This window comes from Mesorhizobium sp. LNHC229A00, assembly GCF_000502415.1.
In the GTDB taxonomy this organism is placed as follows: domain Bacteria; phylum Pseudomonadota; class Alphaproteobacteria; order Rhizobiales; family Rhizobiaceae; genus Mesorhizobium.
On the sequence record NZ_AYWQ01000006.1, the window covers coordinates 311688 to 330424 of the forward strand.

The 18737-nt window shown below is 63.2% G+C and carries 25 protein-coding genes; 19 read left to right on the top strand and 6 right to left on the bottom strand.

Annotated features, from left to right (window positions below; all coding sequences use genetic code 11):
- Positions 1-42: 42 nt before the first annotated feature.
- Positions 43-1251 (bottom strand): beta-ketoacyl-[acyl-carrier-protein] synthase family protein, encoded by a 1209-nt coding sequence (locus tag X742_RS155870; protein ID WP_023772194.1) that lies wholly within the window; start codon positions 1249-1251, stop codon positions 43-45.
- Between the two features lie 4 nt (positions 1252-1255).
- A complete protein-coding gene (locus X742_RS155865; RefSeq protein WP_015314512.1) occupies positions 1256-1510 on the bottom strand; it encodes an acyl carrier protein in 255 nt (84 codons plus the stop codon).
- Between the two features lie 202 nt (positions 1511-1712).
- Between X742_RS155865 and X742_RS155860 the strand changes: the two genes are divergently transcribed.
- From X742_RS155860 to X742_RS155840, 5 genes are read left to right on the top strand one after another with little or no spacing between them, the layout of a single operon-like run.
- Positions 1713-2555, top strand: coding sequence for an urease accessory protein UreD (locus X742_RS155860; RefSeq protein WP_023772195.1), 843 nt, complete (start codon positions 1713-1715; stop codon positions 2553-2555).
- Positions 2556-2583: 28 nt separating this feature from the next.
- Entirely contained in the window at positions 2584-2886 is a 303-nt protein-coding gene (locus tag X742_RS155855) for an urease subunit gamma (protein ID WP_023772196.1), read from the top strand.
- A 12-nt stretch (positions 2887-2898) separates the two neighbouring features.
- Complete coding sequence (locus tag X742_RS155850) at positions 2899-3153, top strand: DUF1272 domain-containing protein (RefSeq protein WP_023772197.1); 255 nt, start codon at positions 2899-2901, stop codon at positions 3151-3153.
- 25 nt (positions 3154-3178) lie between these two features.
- The gene (locus X742_RS155845; protein WP_023772198.1) at positions 3179-3766 is read left to right on the top strand and encodes a HupE/UreJ family protein; all 588 of its coding nucleotides are present in this window, start codon (positions 3179-3181) and stop codon (positions 3764-3766) included.
- Positions 3767-3772: 6 nt separating this feature from the next.
- On the top strand, positions 3773-4078 hold the full coding sequence (locus tag X742_RS155840; protein ID WP_023772199.1) for an urease subunit beta: 306 nt from the start codon (positions 3773-3775) through the stop codon (positions 4076-4078).
- 74 nt (positions 4079-4152) lie between these two features.
- Here X742_RS155840 and X742_RS155835 read toward each other — a convergent pair whose 3' ends face one another.
- Both X742_RS155835 and X742_RS155830 read right to left on the bottom strand, forming a co-directional pair.
- The gene (locus X742_RS155835; protein ID WP_023772200.1) at positions 4153-4659 is read right to left on the bottom strand and encodes a hypothetical protein; all 507 of its coding nucleotides are present in this window, start codon (positions 4657-4659) and stop codon (positions 4153-4155) included.
- A gap of 114 nt (positions 4660-4773) precedes the next feature.
- Entirely contained in the window at positions 4774-5151 is a 378-nt protein-coding gene (locus X742_RS155830; protein WP_023772201.1) for a hypothetical protein, read from the bottom strand.
- A 164-nt stretch (positions 5152-5315) separates the two neighbouring features.
- Here X742_RS155830 and ureC point away from each other — a divergent pair, with 164 nt between their 5' ends.
- From ureC to X742_RS155790, 9 genes are all read left to right on the top strand, one after another.
- A complete protein-coding gene (gene ureC, locus X742_RS155825) occupies positions 5316-7031 on the top strand; it encodes an urease subunit alpha (protein WP_023772202.1) in 1716 nt (571 codons plus the stop codon).
- 206 nt (positions 7032-7237) lie between these two features.
- Positions 7238-7606 (top strand): DUF29 domain-containing protein, encoded by a 369-nt coding sequence (locus X742_RS01000000170090; protein WP_245273784.1) that lies wholly within the window; start codon positions 7238-7240, stop codon positions 7604-7606.
- 5 nt (positions 7607-7611) lie between these two features.
- Complete coding sequence (locus tag X742_RS155820) at positions 7612-8205, top strand: hypothetical protein (protein WP_023772203.1); 594 nt, start codon at positions 7612-7614, stop codon at positions 8203-8205.
- Positions 8206-8251: 46 nt separating this feature from the next.
- Positions 8252-8887, top strand: a complete 636-nt coding sequence (locus X742_RS155815; protein ID WP_023772204.1) for a glutathione S-transferase family protein — start codon at positions 8252-8254, stop codon at positions 8885-8887.
- 70 nt (positions 8888-8957) lie between these two features.
- Positions 8958-9569, top strand: a complete 612-nt coding sequence (gene ureE / locus X742_RS155810; protein ID WP_023772205.1) for an urease accessory protein UreE — start codon at positions 8958-8960, stop codon at positions 9567-9569.
- A gap of 140 nt (positions 9570-9709) precedes the next feature.
- A complete protein-coding gene (locus tag X742_RS155805; RefSeq protein WP_023772206.1) occupies positions 9710-10381 on the top strand; it encodes an urease accessory protein UreF in 672 nt (223 codons plus the stop codon).
- On the top strand, positions 10378-10818 hold the full coding sequence (locus X742_RS155800) for a DUF3995 domain-containing protein (protein WP_023772207.1): 441 nt from the start codon (positions 10378-10380) through the stop codon (positions 10816-10818). Before X742_RS155805 ends, X742_RS155800 begins: the two co-directional genes overlap by 4 nt.
- A complete protein-coding gene (gene ureG / locus X742_RS155795; protein ID WP_023772208.1) occupies positions 10815-11456 on the top strand; it encodes an urease accessory protein UreG in 642 nt (213 codons plus the stop codon). The genes X742_RS155800 and ureG overlap by 4 nt, the downstream gene beginning before the upstream one ends.
- Positions 11457-11537: 81 nt before the next feature.
- Positions 11538-12287, top strand: coding sequence for a class II aldolase and adducin N-terminal domain-containing protein (locus X742_RS155790; RefSeq protein ID WP_023772209.1), 750 nt, complete (start codon positions 11538-11540; stop codon positions 12285-12287).
- A gap of 3 nt (positions 12288-12290) precedes the next feature.
- Here X742_RS155790 and X742_RS155785 read toward each other — a convergent pair whose 3' ends face one another.
- Complete coding sequence (locus X742_RS155785; RefSeq protein ID WP_023772210.1) at positions 12291-12923, bottom strand: HAD family phosphatase; 633 nt, start codon at positions 12921-12923, stop codon at positions 12291-12293.
- A 245-nt stretch (positions 12924-13168) separates the two neighbouring features.
- Here X742_RS155785 and X742_RS155780 point away from each other — a divergent pair, with 245 nt between their 5' ends.
- On the top strand, positions 13169-14128 hold the full coding sequence (locus X742_RS155780) for a sugar-binding transcriptional regulator (RefSeq protein WP_023772211.1): 960 nt from the start codon (positions 13169-13171) through the stop codon (positions 14126-14128).
- A gap of 25 nt (positions 14129-14153) precedes the next feature.
- On the opposite strand, the gene X742_RS155775 is transcribed toward X742_RS155780, so the two are convergent.
- Positions 14154-14339 (bottom strand): hypothetical protein, encoded by a 186-nt coding sequence (locus X742_RS155775; protein ID WP_023772212.1) that lies wholly within the window; start codon positions 14337-14339, stop codon positions 14154-14156.
- A gap of 110 nt (positions 14340-14449) precedes the next feature.
- Here X742_RS155775 and gcvA point away from each other — a divergent pair, with 110 nt between their 5' ends.
- The 4 genes from gcvA (at position 14450) to X742_RS155755 (ending at position 18733) form a co-directional block, all read left to right on the top strand.
- Entirely contained in the window at positions 14450-15355 is a 906-nt protein-coding gene (gene gcvA, locus X742_RS155770; protein WP_023772213.1) for a transcriptional regulator GcvA, read from the top strand.
- A 234-nt stretch (positions 15356-15589) separates the two neighbouring features.
- Positions 15590-16900, top strand: coding sequence for a sugar ABC transporter substrate-binding protein (locus tag X742_RS155765; protein ID WP_023772214.1), 1311 nt, complete (start codon positions 15590-15592; stop codon positions 16898-16900).
- 124 nt (positions 16901-17024) lie between these two features.
- Positions 17025-17897, top strand: coding sequence for a sugar ABC transporter permease (locus X742_RS155760; protein WP_023772215.1), 873 nt, complete (start codon positions 17025-17027; stop codon positions 17895-17897).
- 11 nt (positions 17898-17908) lie between these two features.
- Positions 17909-18733 (top strand): carbohydrate ABC transporter permease, encoded by an 825-nt coding sequence (locus tag X742_RS155755; RefSeq protein WP_023772216.1) that lies wholly within the window; start codon positions 17909-17911, stop codon positions 18731-18733.
- The last annotated feature ends 4 nt before the right edge of the window (positions 18734-18737 follow it).

Here is an 18737-nt window from a genome sequence, read left to right on the forward strand (position 1 = left end):
GAACGGTGGGGATAGCGCGGCCAGGTGGTAACCGCCCGGAGGTCAGATTGCTTTGAAGGCCAGCACCGCGTTGGTGCCGCCAAAGGCAAAGCCGTTGCTGATGGCGGCGCGCACCTTGCGCTCGCGCGCGACATTCGGCGTCACGTCGAGATCGCAGTCGGGATCGGCCTCGCGGTAATTCGCCGTCGGCGGCACGACGCCTTCGCGGATCGCCATGACGCAGGCGATCATCTCCAGCCCGCCCGAGGCGCCGAGGCAATGCGCGTGCATCGACTTGGTCGAGGAGACGGATAGCGCGCGCGCATGGTCGCCGAAGACGCGCTTGATCGCGAGGGTTTCGATCTGGTCGTTGGCCTTGGTGCCGGTGCCGTGTGCGTTTAGGTAGTCGATATCCTCGGGATTGAGCCCGGCATCCGCCAGGCAGAAGCGCATCGCCGCTTCCGGCCCCTCGACGGTCGGCGCGACGATATCGGAAGCATCGGCCGAAAGGCCGGCGCCGGCGATTTCAGCCAAAATGGTGGCGCCGCGTGCCATCGCATGGTCGTAGCTTTCCAGAACCGCCATGCCGGCGCCTTCGCCCAGCACCAGCCCCTGGCGGTCGGCCGAGAACGGCCTGCATGTGTCGGGCGAAAGCACACGCAGCGCCTCCCAGCCCTTCAGCACACCCCACACCAGCGGCGCATCGGTGCCGCCGGCCACCATCACGTCGGCGCGGCCGAGCCTGATCTGGTCGACCGCCGATGCGATGGCATGATTGGCCGACGAACAGGCCGAAGTGACGCCGAACACCGGTCCGCGCAAACCCAGATGCATGCTGACCTGACCGGCGGCGGCGCCCGGCATGACTCTTGGAACGGTGAAGATGCCGGCGCGATTCTTGCCCTCGATCAGGATGGCGCGATAATTCTCCTCGACGGTCTCGAAGCCGCAGACGCCAACACCGACAATGGTTCCCATCCGATAGGTGTTGTCCGCATGCGGGACCAATCCGGACTGCCGCATGGCTTCTTTCGCCGCGAGCACCGCCAGCAGGCTGAAGCGATCCATTGACACCAGTTGCTTGCGCTCGATGCCGTGATCCGGCAGTGCTTTGATCTCGCAGCCGGTCTTGACCTTCAGGTCGTGCAGGAAGGGATTGTCGATCGGGCCGATCGCCGACCGGCCGGCCCGCATCTCGGCCCAGATTGCCTGCGCATCGGTGCCCAATCCGCACAGTCCACCGATGCCGGTAATGACGACGCGCTTCAGCATTCGGTCAGGCTTTTTTCGCGATCAGAGCGCGAACGGCCTCGACCATGTCGCCGACGTTCTTCAGATTGCTCCAGGCATCGACCGTGTTCATCTCGATCTCGATGCCATATTGCTCTTCGAGGTCGAAGATGATCTCGGTCAGCTCCAGCGAATGGATCCCGAGCGCCGTCAATTCGGTTGTGGTGGTGATTTCCTCGCCGCCCGGCTCGGCATGGGCCTTGATCTTCTCGATGATGTCCGCTGCCAGCTGGTCAGCCATTCGGTTTCTTCCCCACTGTGTCGTTTCCCGACGCCAACTGAACGGCGCCTTCTTGTCCTCGATATCAGGCCGCGATCTTCGCCTTATCCCTCCGCCAAGCGTCGCCTGACCGTACCAAGGTGGCTCCCTCTATAGAAACGGAAACGTCATCAAGCAACAAGCTATATGTCGACAAAAGCGCCGCAGTGCTTAACCTGACGGCGTGGATACGATCGAAAATAGCAAGTTTTCAGGTCAGCTGGCCCAGCGCGCGGCTGGCAAGGCGCAGCTTGGTTGCGCCAGCATCGACGGCCGCACGCGGCTGCGGCGCCTCTATCAGGACGGCTCCGCCAAGATAAGGCTGCCATACGTTTCGGCCGGCCCGCTGGAGGCCGTCCTGATCAACACCGCCGGCGGACTGACCGGCGGCGACCGCCTCGGCTGGGATGTCGATGTCGGCCCGCATGCCAGCGCGGGGATAACGACCCAGGCCTGCGAAAAAGTCTATCGCGCCGCATCGGACCATGCCGAAGTCCGGGTCAGACTGACCGTCGGAGAGAACGGCAGCATCGCCTGGCTGCCGCAGGAAACCATCGTCTTCGATCGCGCCGCCTTTGTCCGTACGTTGGACGTCGAGCTTGCCGCATGGGCCGAGGCGCTGGTGCTGGAAGCGACCGTCTTCGGCCGCCAGGCCATGGGCGAACGTGCCGCACAGGGTACTTTTCGCGACCGCTGGCGTATCCGCAGGGAAGGAACCCTCATCCACGCCGAGGATTTCCGCATCGGACCTGATATCGCCGACATCATGGCCCGTCCGGCGATATCAAATGGCGCGATCGCCGTGGCCACGCTGCTGCTGGTGTCGCCGCGCGCGGAAGCCTTGCTCGATCAGGCTAGGGAGATCATTGGCGACCGGGGTGGCGCCAGCGTCTGGACCGTGAAGACATCTGGCAAGCTTCTTGCGAGGCTTTACGCCGAGGACGGCTACCAGCTGCGCCAGCGGCTGGTCCCGCTCGTTGGATTGCTCAATGGAAAAGCGGGGCTGCCCAAATTATGGTCACTGTGACTGTATCCGCATCATTTCAGGATGACGCATGAACCTGACGCCAAGGGAAAAGGACAAGCTGCTGATCGCCATGGCGGCGATCGTGGCGCGCAAGCGGCTGGAGCGCGGCGTCAAGCTCAATCATCCGGAAGCGATCGCGCTGATCACCGATTTCGTCGTCGAGGGCGCCCGCGATGGCCGCCCGGTGGCCGATCTGATGGAGGCCGGCGCCCATGTCGTCAGCCGCGCCCAGGTGATGGAAGGCATCGCCGAGATGATCCACGACGTACAGGTGGAAGCGACGTTTCCCGACGGCACCAAGCTGGTGACCGTGCACGAACCGATCCGGTGAGGAGAGACAGACATGCTTGAACTGCGCCCGAACTGTGAGTGCTGCGACAAGGATCTGCCGCCGGAAGCGACGGATGCGCGGATATGCACCTTCGAGTGCACCTTCTGCGCCGGCTGCGTCGAAAACGTGCTTGGCGGCGTCTGCCCGAACTGCGGCGGCAATTTTACGGCGCGGCCGATCCGCCCCGACGCGATGCTGAAGAAATATCCGGCTTCGACCAAACGCGTGCTCAAGGCCGAGGGCTGCGGCCCCCGCAAGGCCGCGTGACACCGCAAAACGAAAGGCAAGTAAAATGATCCCTGTCAAACGCCTGTGCCTCTCGGCCATCCTGCTCGTGGCGGCGGCGATCCCTGCCTACGCCCATGTCGGCATCGGCACCACCTCCTCCGCAATGGCCGGCTTCACGCATCCGTTGTCGGGCCTAGACCATATGACGGTGATGCTCGCCGTCGGTCTGTGGGCGGCCCTCAAGGGCGGCAAGGCGATCTGGGTCTGGCCGGCGGCGTTCGTCGGCGTCATGTTGGGCGGCGCGGCTCTTGGCATGGCCCATGTGCCGCTGCCCTTCGTCGAGCCGGGTATACTGGCCTCCGTCGTGGCGCTCGGCCTGCTGGTGGCGCTGGCGGTCGATCTGCCCGTTTCGGCCGGTGTCGCCATCATCGGCCTGTTCGCGCTGTTTCACGGCCATGCCCATGGCACGGAAGTGCCCGAAAATGCCGGCGGCCTCGAATATATGGCCGGTTTTGCCGTAGCCACCGTGCTGCTCCATGCCATCGGCATCGCCGTCGGGCTTGGCCTCGGCATGAGGTCACGCGGCGTGGCCCGCATCACGGGCGCCGCCTGCGCGGCGATCGGCGTCGGCCTCGCCTTCGGAATCGTGTGAGGTCCCATGATCCCAGGCGAAATCATCCCCGTTCAAGGCGACATAGAGCTCAACAAGGGTCTGCCGACCGTCATCCTGAAAGTGGCCAACAGTGGCGACCGACCGGTCCAGGTCGGCAGCCACTACCATTTCTCCGAAACCAATGAGGCGCTGAAATTCGATCGTGAACGGGCGCGCGGCATGCGCCTCGACATAGCCGCCGGCACCGCCACGCGTTTCGAGCCGGGGCAGGAACGGGATGTCACGCTGGTGCCGCTTGGCGGCAAGCGTGAAATCCATGGCTTCCAGCAGAAGGTGATGGGCAAGCTGTGAGGGCTTTTTATGCGTGGCGCGCAGGGCCAGTGGGCGGCTTCAGGGCATGCATGAACGCAAGCTCCGCGCGCGGCTCAGCCCGATGGCTTGGCGGCCGCATAGATGACGATCTTTCCGGGATCATCGAACTCCACGGCGAGAACGTCCTGCGCAAGCACGCGCCGAGAATCGAGAGCATTGAAAAGCAGGGCGTTCGCCTCGATCTCCTTGCGCAACTCGCTGACATCGTCCAGATGCTGCCGAACCTTGTTCTCGATGGCTGGCGGCGGGCCGCCTTCGCTGCGCGCCGCGTCGGTGAGGAACACGATATCGACCTTGTCGAGTTTGGACGTCTTGCGCACCGTGCTGATGTTTTCGCGTGTGCGGTCGATCGCCGAACTGACTTTTCCGATTTCAGCTGTCGCCTTGGCCTCTTCCTGGTTGACTTGCGATCCGACGATGCGGTCGACGGTCTCAGGACTCTTCAGGCCCTGCGCGTTGAGCGCCGCCTGTGGTACACTCGCCGCCAGAAACGCTGCCGCGGCAATGACATGCAACCATCGCGCATGGCATCTGGCATCGGGCAGGGCGTCGAGGGTCATCGTTCGCTTTCGCAGTTTGCTTCAAGACCTTTGAAACCAAACGTCCCCAGCCCTGTCACGGTTCCCTGTCGGGTTCGGTGGGCGGACCGGAGACCGGTCCGCCGCGCCGGTTGGTCAGCCGGCTTTCTTGGTGATCAGGGTCAGCGCGCCGTTCGGCTCCATGCTGGCCGCGACCACCTGGGCCGACGTCATTCCCTTGGCCTGGAGGGCGGATTTCACCTTGGGGGTGGCATCGATCGAACTGCGCAATTTCTGCAGGCCGGCATCGCCACGCTGCGCGATGACCTGGTTGACCTGCGTCTGGGTGTCCTTCGGCAACTCGCTGATGTCGATCACGTTGACGCTCTGGATCGCCGGCGCGGCCTGCTGACCCCCGGGCGCGGCTGGAGCCGGCGTAGAGGGAGCGGGCTGTTGCGCGGGCTGTTGCTGGGCGCTGGCGGCACCCGCCAGCATCAGGCTGGCGGCGGCTGCAAGAATTGTCGTTTTGCGCATGGATTTTCCTTCCATCGATTTGGCAAACGGTCGTTTTGGGGTGACCCTTCAACCTCAACCGCCAAATGGGTTCAGAAGGTGTCGCCTAGCGGGTCATTGCGTGACCATTGGAGGGCGGCAATGTGCAGCCCGGCTTCAATCACACCGCATTTCGGGAGCAACCGCTGATGGCCAGACTAACGCGTGCCGCCTACGCCCAGATGTATGGCCCGACGGTCGGCGACAGGGTGCGGCTCGCGGACACCGAACTCTTCATCGAGGTCGAGAAGGATTTCACCATCCATGGCGAGGAGGTGAAATTCGGCGGCGGCAAGGTCATTCGCGACGGCATGGGTCAGAGCCAGGTTTCCCGTGCCCAAGGTGCGGTCGACACCGTCATCACCAATGCGCTGGTGATCGATGCCAGCGCCGGCATCTTCAAGGCCGATATAGGCTTGAGGGATGGCCGCATCGCGGCCATCGGCAAGGCCGGCAATCCGGATACGCAGGATGGCGTCACCATCATCATCGGCCCCGGCACGGAAATCATCGCGGGCGAGGGCAAGATCCTGACCCCGGGCGGCTTCGACGCGCATATCCACTTCATCTGCCCGCAGCAGATCGAGGAAGCGCTGATGTCGGGCATCACCACCATGCTCGGCGGCGGGACCGGCCCAGCGCACGGCACGCTGGCCACGACCTGCACACCGGGGCCGTGGCACATGGCACGCATGATCCAGTCCTTCGACGCCTTCCCGATGAACATTGGCCTGTCGGGCAAGGGCAATGCCTCGCTGCCAGCCGCTCTCGAGGAGATGGTGCTGGGCGGCGCCTGCTCGCTCAAGCTGCACGAGGACTGGGGCACGACGCCGGCAGCGATCGACTGCTGCCTGTCGGTCGCAGACGATTACGATGTGCAGGTGATGATCCACACCGACACGCTCAACGAGAGCGGCTTTGTCGAGAACACGGTGGCGGCCATCAAGGGCCGCACCATCCATGCCTTCCACACCGAGGGCGCCGGTGGCGGCCATGCGCCTGATATCATCAAGGTCTGCGGCCTGCCCAACGTCATCCCGTCCTCGACAAACCCGACGAGGCCCTACACGGTCAACACATTGGCCGAGCATCTCGATATGCTTATGGTCTGCCACCATCTGTCGCCGTCGATCCCCGAGGACATCGCCTTCGCCGAAAGCCGCATCCGCAAGGAGACCATCGCGGCCGAGGACATCCTGCACGACATCGGCGCCTTCTCGATCATCTCGTCGGACAGCCAGGCCATGGGTCGCGTCGGCGAGGTGGCGATCCGCACCTGGCAGACGGCCGACAAGATGAAGCGCCAGCGCGGGTCATTGCCGCAGGAGACGGGCGACAACGACAATTTCCGCGTCCGCCGCTACATCGCCAAATACACCATCAATCCGGCCATCGCGCATGGCCTGTCGAAGGACATCGGCTCGATCGCGATCGGCAAACGCGCCGATCTGGTGCTGTGGAACCCGGCCTTCTTCGGCGTCAAGCCGGACATGGTGCTGATCGGCGGCATGATCGCGGCCGCCCCGATGGGCGACCCCAATGCCTCGATCCCGACGCCGCAGCCGATGCACTACCGGCCGATGTTCGGCGCCTATGGCAAAGCCCGCACCAATTCGTCGGTGACCTTCGTTTCGAAGGCCGCACTCGAGTCCGGTTTGCACGGCCGGCTCGGTGTCGACAAGCAGTTCGTCGCCGTCGAAAACACGCGCGGCGGCATCGGCAAGCACTCGATGGTGCTCAACGACGCCACGCCGCAAATCGAGGTCGATCCGGAAACCTACGAAGTTCGCGCCGATGGCGAACTCTTGACCTGCGAGCCGGCGACCGTGCTGCCGATGGCGCAAAGGTACTTTCTGTTTTGATCGGAGCGATATGCAGCCCTGAGTGATTCGTTGCGATTTTCGCAAACTGGGGCATGATGTTCCCATGAATAAGATTGATCGCCTTCGAGCATCAACACCGTACGAAACGGACTTCGTGCAATGGTGCGCTGAGCAAAGCCCACTGCTGCGCGAGGGGCGCTTTGCCGAGCTTGGATCGAGAGAATCTGGCTGAGGAGATCGAGAGCTTGGGGAGGGGCGACAGACGGGAAATCCGCAGCAGGACGGAGGTATTGATTGCGCACCTCCTGAAATGGGAATTCCAACCAGCCCACAGATGCCACGGTTGGCAAGCATCGATAACGGAACAGCGTATCTGGATTGGTAATATCATCAAGGACAGCCCAAGCCTTCGCCGCTATCCTTCGCAGGTTTTCGACGAGGCATACCGCGACGCTTTACCTGTGGCGGTAAGAGAGACGGGCTTAAGAAAACCCCATCTCCCGAGCGAACCGCCATTTACAGCCAAACAGGCGCTTGATGGCGATTTTGCCCGGACGGCCCGCTTTCAATGGACAGCTTTCTGCGAGATTAAGCTCGCCGCATTTGCTTGTTAAGGTCGATGGCAAGCGAAATAGCCTCCGCCCACGATATCTTCCCGCATATCCGCATCGTCATGGGCATGGTGATCGGGCTCGGCGTCGCGCGCCTGCTGTCGGGGGTAGCGCGCATCGTCCAGCATCCCGCCCAATACCGGCTCTATACGGTGCATCTGGCCTGTGTCGCTTCGGTGCTGCTGATGCTGGTCCATTTCTGGTGGTGGGAGTTCGGCCTCTATGCCATCGAAACCTGGATCTTCGGAAAGTACCTGTTCATCATTTTCTACGCGATCACCCTGTTCCTGCTCTGCGCGTTGCTGTTTCCGGATTCGATGCTCGACTACACCAGCTACGAGGATTTCTTCTATTCGCGCCGCGCCTGGTTCTTCGGACTGCTGGCGGCAACCTATCTGCTCGACGTGATCGACACGCTATTGAAAGGTCCGGAGCATTTCGCCCGCTTCGGCAACGAATATCTGTTCCGAACGCCGGTCTTCGTAGCACTGTGCATCGTCGCGATCCTGGTGCGTGACCGCCGTTTCCACATCGCCTTCGTCGCGGCCGCTCTGATCTACCAGATATCGTTCATCCCGCGGCTGTTCGACACGATCGTATGACATCAGCCGATGGTCTAGAGTTCCCGGGGAAAGGCAGGGTTCAACGATGTACAAGGCCATTGGATCGCGCGGATCCCGGGTCAGCCGCGTCCTCTGGATGCTCGAGGAACTCGGGCAGCCCTACGAATTCGTCGAGGTCAAGCTGCGCTCTCCGGAAGCCTATGCGCTCAATCCGTCGGGCAAGGTGCCTGTCCTCACCGACGACGAGCTGACGGTGACGGATTCGGCGGCGATCTGTGTCTATCTCGCCGACAAGCACGCAGACAAAGGGATGGGCGCCAATCCCGGTTTCGCTGGCCGCGCCGAAATGGATTCCTGGATGCATTTTGCCCAGAGCGAGTTCGAGGCGCCGCTGTGGAACAAATTGCGACACCGTTTCCTCCTGCCCAGGGACGTGCGGGTCGATGTCGGTCCTGCCGCGGCCTTTGACTTCGCCATGGAGGTCAAGGCGCTGGAGCGCCGGCTCGGCGACAAGCCCTTCGCCCTCGGTGACCGCTTTTCCGCCGTCGACGTGCTGCTAGGCGACATGGGCGGCTGGGCACGTGCCGGCCGTTTCCCGATCGAGTCCGAGCGCGTCAACGCTTATCTCGACCGCGTGCTGGCGCGGCCCGCCCGTGCGCGGGCGCAGGCCAATGCATCGGCCCCAAAATCGGAATCGATTTTGGGAAAGCACGATGCATAGATTCAAAAGTATTAGAGCGTCCTTTGCGCGTCCAAGAGGACGCGCGGCGCTCTAACGGAGGCTCGACGAAATGAAGCTCAACCTCAACACCGACTTCACTAAATTCCCGCGCGCAGTCTCGGTGCTGACCGCTGGCAGTGCGGGGGCCACGGTACCATCCGGCCGCGCGGTTCTGGCCCATGACGAGCGGCATCTGCGCCGCCGGGCCATCGAACTTGCCGATGGCGGGAAGGTGCTGGTCGACTTGCCCGAACCTGTCGCCTTGAACGATGGCGACCGGCTGGTGCTGGAGAATGGCGGCCATATCGAGATCATCGCGGCACCCGAAGAGGTCTATGACATCCGCGCCCGTGACGGCGTGCATCTCGCCGAACTCGCCTGGCATATCGGCAACCGCCATCTCGCGGCAGGCATCGCGGCGGACCGCATCGTCATCCTGCGCGACCATGTCATCAAGGCCATGCTGGAGGGGCTTGGCGCCACGGTGCGCGAGGTTTCCGAACCGTTCAAGCCGGTGCGCGGCGCCTATTCCGGCCATGGTGGTGGACATGGTCATGATCACGGCCACGATCACAGCCATCCCGAGGCGCATGCCCATAGCCACGGTGAGGCACACTCCCATTCACACAGCGAATCGCATTCCCATTCGCATAGTCATGCCGGCCACCATGATCATGACTGACCAGCCGTCCGGCATCGCCCTGCTGCGGCTGATGGCGTGGCTNGCCGAGGCGCATGCCCATAGCCACGGTGAGGCACACTCCCATTCACACAGCGAATCGCATTCCCATTCGCATAGTCATGCCGGCCACCACCATGATCATGACTGACCAGCCGTCCGGAATCGCCGTGCTGCGGCTGATGGCGTGGCTGTCGCCGGCCTTTCCGGTCGGCGGCTTTGCCTACAGCCATGGCCTCGAGCGCGCGGTGCACGATGGGCTGGTGGCCGATGCCGCCGGCCTTGCCGGCTGGCTGGAGACGCTGGTCGAGATGGGCTCGGGCTGGAACGATGCCGTGCTGTTCGCCGAAAGCTGGCGCCGCTCCCGCGAAGGGGGCGATCTGGCCGAGGTTGCCGCACTGGCCGAGGCACAGGCCGGCTCGCGCGAGCGCCACGCCGAGACCATGCTGCAAGGCGCGGCCTTCCTCAAAGCAGCCGCCGCCTGGCCCAATGCCGTGCTGGAGCGCTTGCCGGCGCAATGCGCCTACTGCATCGCCGTCGGGGCTGTCGCCGGCGGCAATGGCATTGCGCTGCACGACGCGCTGTCCGCCTTCCTGCAAGCCTTCTTCTCCAACCTCGTCCAGGCCGCGATCCGGCTCGGCATGATCGGTCAGAACGAGGCGACGACGCTGCTCGCGGGTTTCGAGCCGCTGGCGCTCTCGACCGCTGCCCGCGTGTCCCGCTCGACATTGGACGACCTTGGCGGCTGCGCCTTCGTCTCCGACGTCATGGCGATGAAGCACGAAACCCAGTATTCGCGATTGTTCCGCTCATGATCCTCCTCGCCTTCGTCCTCTCCTTCGTCCTGCTGCTGATCACGGCACTGCATGTCTATTGGGGCATAGGCGGCGTCTGGCCAGGCAGGGACACGGCGTCCTGCGCCCACGCTGTCGTCGGGTTTCGCGGCGTCGACGAAATGCCGACGCCGTTCGCCAGTTTCGCCGTTGCCGCGTGCCTCGGCCTGGCAACGCTGTGGCCGCTGGCGCTCATCGGTTTCTTTGCCTCGCCGTTTCCCAAGCAGGGCCTCGCAGCCACAGCGATGCTGATCGGACTGGTGTTCCTGGGGCGCGGCACTGCCGGTTTCACGCCCTGGTGGCGCCGGCTCGCGCCGCAACAGCCTTTCGCGCGGCTCGATACCAGTTTCTATTCGCCGCTGTGCCTTTCGATCGGGCTCGGCTTCGCCGTCCTCGCCCTCATGGAGTTCCCGACATGACACAACCCAACGGCCCACTTCGTATCGGCATTGGCGGCCCCGTCGGCTCCGGCAAGACGACGCTCACCGAAAAACTTTGCAAGGCGCTGCGCGACGAGTTCTCCATCGCCGTCGTCACCAACGATATCTACACCAGGGAGGACGCCATGATGCTGGCCCGGCTGCAGGCGCTGCCGGAGGACCGCATCGTCGGCGTCGAGACCGGCGGCTGCCCGCACACCGCCATCCGCGAGGATGCCTCGATCAATCTGCAGGCGATCGCCGAGCTCAACCGCAAATTTCCCGATCTCGACATCATCTTCATCGAATCCGGTGGCGACAACCTTGCAGCCACTTTCTCGCCGGATCTTGCGGATCTCACGCTCTACGTCATCTCGGTCTGCCAGGGCGAAGAAATCCCGCGCAAAGGTGGCCCGGCGATCACGCGGTCCGATTTCCTGGTTATCAACAAGAGCGACCTAGCGCCCTATGTGAACGTCAATCTCGATGTCATGGAGAGCGACGCCGGGCGCATGCGCGGAAAGCGACCGTTCGGCTTCACCGATCTTTCGCGCGGCAAGGGCCTGCGGGAGGTGATCGATTTCATCGTCGAGCACGGCGGGCTGCGAACCGTTGGCGCCGCAAGCACGGCGGCATAACTGGCCTTCTGCACCAAGCGAAAGCGGTTGCGGGCACCAGCGGCGCGCGGCATTCTGGATCAAACCGGAGGATCTTTTACGATGAGCATCGCCCGCCTGCAGAAGGAAACGCTGACCAACCTGCCTTTCTACGAGGAGCGCGTCGATCTCGCCTGCGCCTTCCGCTGGACGGCGCGGCTCAACATGCACGAAGCGGTGGCCAANAACGACGACGGCACCAGGTTCCTGATGAACCCGAACCAGGTGCATTTCTCGCGTATCAAGGCGAGTGACCTGATCGAAATCGACGCCAACGACCCCGAGACGCTTTCCGGGCCGAATGCGCCAGACCCGACGGCATGGGGTCTGCACGGCGCCGTCCATCGCAATGTGCCGCACGCGCGCTGCGTCATGCACGTCCACTCGATCCACGCCACCGTGCTGGCCTCGCTTGCCGACTCGACGCTGCCGCCAATCGACCAGAATTCGGCGATGTTCTTCAAGCGTCACGTCGTCGACGCGCATTATGGCGGGCTGGCCTTCGAGGAAGAGGGCGAGCGCTGCTCGCAGCTTCTCGCCGACCCCAAGGTCAAGGTGATGGTGATGGGCAACCATGGCGTGCTGGTCATCGGCGACACCGTCGCCGACGCCTTCAACCGCATGTTCTATTTCGAGCGTGCCGCCGAGACCTATATCAAGGCGCTGTGGACCGGCCGGCCGCTGCGCACCCTGTCCGACGCGATCGCCGAGAAGGCGGCGAGCGAGATGGACGACTATCCCGGTCAGGCCGAACGTCATCTCGCCGAGTTGAAAGCGATCCTCGACGAGCAGGAGCCGGTGTACCGGAACTGAAGGCTACAGTCCGAACTGAGCCCGCAATTCCCCGGCGCTGTTGATGACAACGGCGCCGGGCGGTCCTTCCATCGGCTTTTCAGGCCAGAAGATCGTCGTCATTCCCGCCGCCAGGCCCGCCATGGCGCCCGGCCAGCTGTCGTCGACCGCGACGGCGTGCGCGGGATCGACGTCGGCCAGATAGGCGGCGCGAAGGAAAGGCTCTGCGTGCGGCTTGCCTTCCCGCACATCGTTGCGGCTGATCGTCTTCATGCCGGGGTAGGTCAGCCCGACCATATGCAGATTGGCGTCGACGATCATCCGATCCGAGTTTGAGACCACTGCCTGCTGCACGCCGAGCGCGCGCAACTCCTTGAAGACCTCGATGGCGCCTGGGCGCGGCTTCAGCCCTTCGACTAGCGGCAGGTAATGCTCATATTTGTGAACGATCCATTCGTCGAAGGGCAGTCGCAGGCCGAACTCGTCGCGCATCATTTCGTAGACCGGCCAGGCAGCGACGCCGAGCACGCGCTCATGCAGATCAGCCGGTGGCGTGAGGCCGGCGTTGCGCATCGCTGCGATGAGGGCTGCCTCGTGCAGCGGTTCGCTGTCGACCAGCGTGCCGTCCATGTCCCAGAAAACCGCCTTCGGTGTCATGAAGCGCTCCTTTTTGCGATCCCTTAAAGGGTTTGCGCCGTGAGATAAACCTTTGGCTGCAATTGAACATGCTTCCAGATGGAAAAACGGACCCGCCGCGCTTTCTCCGATAGGAATGCTGGCGGAGAACCACCGCCGCTTCGGTGCAAGCATTTGCTCTTGAGATTGACAATTGCGCAGGCGATCATTCCCTGCGAAACTGATACGACCGCCTGATGATGATCGGCGGTTTCGGGAGGCAGGACGTGAATACCCGGCAGGACAGCGGCAGCAACAGGCTGGACGACGCCGCGCGCGCCGGCTGGCTCTATTATGTTGCCGGCAACACACAGGACCAGATCGCCGCCACGCTCGGCATCTCGAGGCAGACGGCACAGCGGCTGGTGTCGCTGGCGGTGTCGGAAGGCCTGATCAAGGTCCGCGTCGATCATCCGATCGCCAACTGCCTGGATCTTGCCGCGCGGCTGAAATCGCGCTTTGCGCTCGACCTGGTCGAGGTGGTGCCGAGCGATCCCAATTCATCCTCCACCACCATCGGCATCGCCGAAGCGGCCGCCGCCGAGATCGAGCGGCGGTTGCGGTCGCCAACACCGATCGTCATGGGCATCGGCACTGGACGCACGCTGAAGGCGGCGATCGAACAATTGCCGCCGATGGAATGCCCGCAGCACAAGGTGGTGTCCTTGACCGGCAACATCTCGCCGGACGGCTCGGCCGCTTTCTACAACGTTATTTTCACCATGGCCGACAGGGTCAAGGCGCGGTCCTTCCCAATGCCGCTGCCGGTCATCGCCTCCTCGCCGCAGGAGCGCGAGATGCTGCTCGCCCAGCCGATGATCCAGCCGACACTGGTGCTTGCGGCGGAGGCCGACGTCACCTTCATCGGTATCGGCGACCTTGGCCCGAAGGCGCCGCTCTACGAGGATGGCTTCATTTCCGAAAGCGAACTGAAAGCCTTGCAGAAAGCCGGCGGCGTCGCTGAAATCGTTGGCTGGGTGTTCGATCGCGAGGGCCGCATGATCGACGGCATCACCAATGACCGGGTGTCGTCGGCGGCGCTGCCGTCGCGCGAGAAGTCGCTGGTGATCGCGCTCGCCATGGGCGAGCGCAAGCTGCCCGGCATCATGGCGGCGGTCAACCGACGGCTGGTCAACGGGCTCATCACCGACGAGCGGACGGCGGCCGCCCTGCTGGCCAGCATTTGACGGCTTCGCGATAAAGCCAGCAAGGCTATTGGTGCCGGCCGAAAGGATCGTTGCCATCGAGGAAACCGAGGTCGCGCTGCAGATGCGGCGACAGGTCCCTGATGTCGAGATGCGCCCTTTTTCTGGTCGCGAACCAGCCAAATCCGTCCGCAAGCCACGAAATCCAGCGATGATCGGGAGCGGGAGTGCATTTTTGCTGCGCCATGGTCATGATCGTCAACCTTCGTTATCCTGAACCCGAATGACGGGTTGAGGATGAATGTCGGCCTTGCCAGCCGCTTTTGCCAATCGAACGTCGATAACGACCCATAAGGAGGTTTTATGCCTGACCTCAGCGCGCCACAGGTTTCGCAGCTGCCGCCATTGCAGGCGATCCGGGTGTTCGAGGCTGTGGCGCGGCATCTTTCCTTCACCAAGGCCGCCGGGGAGCTCGCCATGACGCAGGCGGCGGTCAGCTATCAGATCAAGGTGCTGGAGGATCGCGTCGGCACTCCGCTGTTCCTGCGCCGGCCGCGACAGATCGAACTGACCGAAGCCGGCCAGCGCCTGGCGCCGGCGGTCAGCGAGGCCTTTGCCATTCTTAGCCAAGCCTACGCCGCCGCGCGCGGTGGCGCCGACGGGTTGTTGTGCGTCACCACGGTGCTGACCTTTGCCTCGAACTGGCTGGCGCACCATCTGGGCGCATTCCAGATCGCGCATCCGTCCCTTGCCGTGCGGCTCGACACGTCGAGCCGGCTGACCGATTTCGCCCGCGAGGATGTCGACCTCGCCATCCGTTCGGGCGGCGGCAAATGGCCGGGGCTGGAAGCCCACAAGCTGCTCGACGCCGATTTTACGCCGATGCTGAGCCCGAAGCTCGCGGCGAGCATCGGCGGCATCAACGAGCCGGCCGATCTGCTCAAGCTGCCGATCCTCGACCCAAGCGACATCTGGTGGACGCAGTGGTTCGAGGCCGCCGGCGTGCACAGCCACGACCTTGCCAAGCGGCCCGGCAGCAGCATGGGCGCGCAGGCCTACGAAGCCAACGCGGCCATATCGGGCCATGGCGTGGCGATCCTGACCCGGGCGCTGTTCAAGGCCGAACTCGCCGACGGCCGGCTGATCCAGCCATTCGACCTGGTCGGCGACGACGGGCACGCCTACTGGCTGGTCTACCCCGAGGCGCGCCGCAACGTGCCCAAGATCCGCGCCTTCCGCGACTGGCTGCTGGCTGAGATCGCCTGCTGACCGGCACATAAGCTGACGTCAGACCGGGGCAACAAACGATAGCCGTTCGAGAGGCTTTGACCCCGCTGCCTGGACGCCAGCCGCAGCAATCCGAGCGCTGTCGCCGAACCTCCACCCCATTTGCCGGCCGTGTGCTGCGCTGCAGCATCGAATCCGGCTTGACATAATTAAGACTAAGTGAGTAATTGCTCACAACCAAGGCAAATGCTCAACTTGGTTTATGGGAGGAATTTGATGAAACTTCGCACGCTCACCCTGGGCTTGTTGTCGGCCAGCACGCTTGCATTCGCCGCACACGCCGAATCCATCACCATCGCCACCGTCAATAATGGCGATATGGTCCGCATGCAGAAGCTGACCGACGACTTCACCAAGGCTAACCCGGACATCCAGCTCAACTGGGTCACGCTCGAAGAGAACGTGCTGCGCGAGCGCGTCACCACCGACATCGCCACCAAGGGTGGCCAGTATGACGTGATGACCATCGGCACCTACGAGGTTCCGATCTGGGCCAAGCAGAGCTGGCTCCTGCCGCTCGACAAGCTCGGCGACGACTATGATGCCAAGGACATCATTCCGGCCATTGCCGGTGGCCTCTCGGTCGATGGCAAGCTCTACGCCGCGCCTTTCTATGGTGAGAGCTCCTTCGTCATGTACCGCAAGGACCTGATGGAAAAGGCCGGCCTCAAAATGCCTGATGCCCCGACCTGGGACTTCATCAAGCAGGCGGCCGACAAGATGACCGATCGCGCCAGTGGCGTGAACGGCGTCTGCCTGCGCGGCAAGGCCGGCTGGGGCGAGAACATGGCCTTCCTGACGGCCATGTCGAACTCCTTCGGCGCCCGCTGGTTCGACGAGAACTGGAAGCCGCAGTTCGATCAGCCGGAATGGAAGAAGACGCTGCAGTTCTATGTCGACCTGATGAAGGCCGACGGTCCCGAGGGCGCCTCGTCCAACGGCTTCAACGAAAACCTGGCGCTCTTCCAGCAGGGCAAGTGCGGCATGTGGATCGACGCCACCGTCGCCGCCTCCTTCGTCTCCGACCCGAAGAACTCTACTGTCGCCGACAAGGTCGGCTATGCACTGGCGCCGGATAATGGCTTGGGCAAGCGCGGCAACTGGCTGTGGGCGTGGTCGCTGGCGATCCCGGCCGGCACGCAGAAGGCAGATGCCGCCGAGAAGTTCGTGTCCTGGGCGACCAGCAAGCACTATGCTGAGCTCGTCGCGTCGAAGGAAGGCTGGGCGAACGTGCCTCCAGGCACACGCTCCTCGCTCTATGCCAATCCCGAGTACCAGAAGGCGGCTCCGTTCGCCAAGATGACGCTGGACTCCATCAATGCGGCCGACCCGACGCATCCGACCGTCAAGCCGGTGCCCTATGTCGGCGTGCAGTTTGTCGCCATCCCTGAATTCCAGGGCCTTGGCACCACCGTCGGCCAGCTCTTCTCGGCGGCTCTTGCCGGCCAGTCGAGCGTCGACGATGCGCTGAAGCAGGCCCAGGACGCCGCCACCGCGTCGATGACCGAGGGCGGTTACATCAAGTAAGGCTCCTCCCGGTGCCGAACGCCGGTCACCTCCTTGACCGGCAACGGCCGCCCGAAACCCAGTTCGGGCGGCCGCCTTTCCAGAGCATGTGAAAATTCAGCCTGATCCTTGAAGGGTGACCGTCATGGCTACTCAGCAGACCCGTTCGCTTGCCCGATTCATGATGGCGCCTTCCGTGGTGCTGCTGTTCGTCTGGATGATCGTGCCGCTGGTCATCACGATCTGGTTCTCCTTCCAGCAGTACAATCCGCTCAACCCGATGCGCGACGGGTTCGTCGGCTTATCCAACTACGCGCTGTTCTACTCCAATCCGGCCTTCCTGCAGTCGATCCTCAACACGCTTGTCCTGGTGGTCAGCGTGCTGCTGATCACGGTGATCGGCGGCATCCTGCTGGCGCTGCTCATCGATCAGCCAATGTGGGGCCAGGGGATCGTGCGCATCCTCGTCATCTCGCCGTTCTTTGTCATGCCGCCGGTGGCCGCATTGGTCTGGAAGAACATGATCATGCATCCGCAATATGGCGTGTTCGCCGACATAGCGCGCTTCTTCGGGGGACAGCCGATCGACTGGTTCGGCCAGCATCCGATGACAGCGATCATCATCATCGTCGCCTGGCAGTGGCTGCCTTTCGCGACATTGATCCTCTTGACCGCGTTGCAGTCGCTCGACGGCGAGCAGAAGGAAGCCGCTGAGATGGACGGGGCCGGCTTCATCAGCCGCTTCATCTATCTGACGCTGCCGCACATGTCGCGGGCGATTACCGTTGTCATCCTGATCCAAACGATTTTCCTGCTGTCGGTCTACGCCGAGATCCTGGTCACCACCAATGGCGGTCCTGGATACGCCTCCACCAACCTGCCCTTCCTCGTCTACCAGAAGGCGTTGCTGGAATTCAAAATCGGCCAGGCATCCGCGGGCGGCGTGATCGCCGTCATTCTCGCCAACATCGTCGCCTTCTTCGCCATGCGCGCCGTCGGCAAGAATCTGGACAAATAAGGGAGGATACGATGGCACGCTCAGTCACCACCCAGCACAAGACAATCGCGACAATTGCCGCCTGGGCCGTCGCGCTGCTGATCTTCTTCCCGATCCTCTATACGATCATCACCTCGTTCAAGTCGGAACAGGAAGCGATCCAGGGCTTCAACCTGATCCCGTCCGGGACCTTCGAGAGCTATGCCGAAGTCCAGGCGCAGAGCGGCTATTTCAAGTTCTTCCTGAACTCGGTGCTGCTTTCGGTCGGCTCGACCATCCTGGCGCTGTTGGTCGCCATTCCGGCGGCCTGGTCGATGGCGTTTTCGCCGACCAAGCGGACCAAGGACATATTGATGTGGATGCTGTCCACCAAGATGATGCCGGCGGTCGCCGTGCTGTTCCCGATCTACTTGATCTTCCGCAATCTCGGCCTGCTGGACTCGCGCATCGGCCTGATGATCATGCTGATGCTGATCAACCTGCCGATCGTGGTCTGGATGCTCTACACCTACTTCCGAGAAATCCCGGGCGAAATCCTGGAAGCCTCGCGTATGGACGGCGCATCCTTATGGGGTGAAATCTGGTACGTGCTGACGCCGATGGCGGTGCCGGGCATCGCCTCGACGATGCTGCTCAACATCATCCTGGCTTGGAACGAGGCGTTCTGGACGATCCGGCTGACCACCACGGAAGCCGCACCGCTCACCGCCTTCATCAGTTCCTTCTCCAGCCCGCAAGGCTTGTTCTGGGCCAAGCTTTCGGCCGCCTCGACGCTGGCCATCGCGCCGATCCTGATCATGGGCTGGTTCAGCCAGAAGCAGCTGGTGCGCGGCCTGACATTTGGCGCGGTGAAGTGACGGA

What these genes read in the sequence shown, in the direction of transcription:
- X742_RS155820 (WP_023772203.1), top strand. Translation starts at nt 7,612, where the DNA reads ATGGCAAGCGAAATAGCCTCCGCCCACGATATCTTCCCGCATATCCGC.
- X742_RS155815 (WP_023772204.1), top strand. Translation starts at nt 8,252, where the DNA reads ATGTACAAGGCCATTGGATCGCGCGGATCCCGGGTCAGCCGCGTCCTC.
- X742_RS155835 (WP_023772200.1), bottom strand. Translation starts at nt 4,659, where the DNA reads ATGACCCTCGACGCCCTGCCCGATGCCAGATGCCATGCGCGATGGTTG.
- ureE (WP_023772205.1), top strand. Translation starts at nt 8,958, where the DNA reads ATGAAGCTCAACCTCAACACCGACTTCACTAAATTCCCGCGCGCAGTC.
- X742_RS155850 (WP_023772197.1), top strand. Translation starts at nt 2,899, where the DNA reads ATGCTTGAACTGCGCCCGAACTGTGAGTGCTGCGACAAGGATCTGCCG.
- X742_RS155760 (WP_023772215.1), top strand. Translation starts at nt 17,025, where the DNA reads ATGGCTACTCAGCAGACCCGTTCGCTTGCCCGATTCATGATGGCGCCT.
- X742_RS155845 (WP_023772198.1), top strand. Translation starts at nt 3,179, where the DNA reads ATGATCCCTGTCAAACGCCTGTGCCTCTCGGCCATCCTGCTCGTGGCG.
- X742_RS155855 (WP_023772196.1), top strand. Translation starts at nt 2,584, where the DNA reads ATGAACCTGACGCCAAGGGAAAAGGACAAGCTGCTGATCGCCATGGCG.
- X742_RS155865 (WP_015314512.1), bottom strand. Translation starts at nt 1,510, where the DNA reads ATGGCTGACCAGCTGGCAGCGGACATCATCGAGAAGATCAAGGCCCAT.
- X742_RS155785 (WP_023772210.1), bottom strand. Translation starts at nt 12,923, where the DNA reads ATGACACCGAAGGCGGTTTTCTGGGACATGGACGGCACGCTGGTCGAC.
- X742_RS155755 (WP_023772216.1), top strand. Translation starts at nt 17,909, where the DNA reads ATGGCACGCTCAGTCACCACCCAGCACAAGACAATCGCGACAATTGCC.
- ureG (WP_023772208.1), top strand. Translation starts at nt 10,815, where the DNA reads ATGACACAACCCAACGGCCCACTTCGTATCGGCATTGGCGGCCCCGTC.
- X742_RS155830 (WP_023772201.1), bottom strand. Translation starts at nt 5,151, where the DNA reads ATGCGCAAAACGACAATTCTTGCAGCCGCCGCCAGCCTGATGCTGGCG.
- X742_RS155775 (WP_023772212.1), bottom strand. Translation starts at nt 14,339, where the DNA reads ATGACCATGGCGCAGCAAAAATGCACTCCCGCTCCCGATCATCGCTGG.
- X742_RS155765 (WP_023772214.1), top strand. Translation starts at nt 15,590, where the DNA reads ATGAAACTTCGCACGCTCACCCTGGGCTTGTTGTCGGCCAGCACGCTT.
- X742_RS155870 (WP_023772194.1), bottom strand. Translation starts at nt 1,251, where the DNA reads ATGCTGAAGCGCGTCGTCATTACCGGCATCGGTGGACTGTGCGGATTG.
- X742_RS155840 (WP_023772199.1), top strand. Translation starts at nt 3,773, where the DNA reads ATGATCCCAGGCGAAATCATCCCCGTTCAAGGCGACATAGAGCTCAAC.
- gcvA (WP_023772213.1), top strand. Translation starts at nt 14,450, where the DNA reads ATGCCTGACCTCAGCGCGCCACAGGTTTCGCAGCTGCCGCCATTGCAG.
- X742_RS155805 (WP_023772206.1), top strand. Translation starts at nt 9,710, where the DNA reads ATGACTGACCAGCCGTCCGGAATCGCCGTGCTGCGGCTGATGGCGTGG.
- X742_RS155800 (WP_023772207.1), top strand. Translation starts at nt 10,378, where the DNA reads ATGATCCTCCTCGCCTTCGTCCTCTCCTTCGTCCTGCTGCTGATCACG.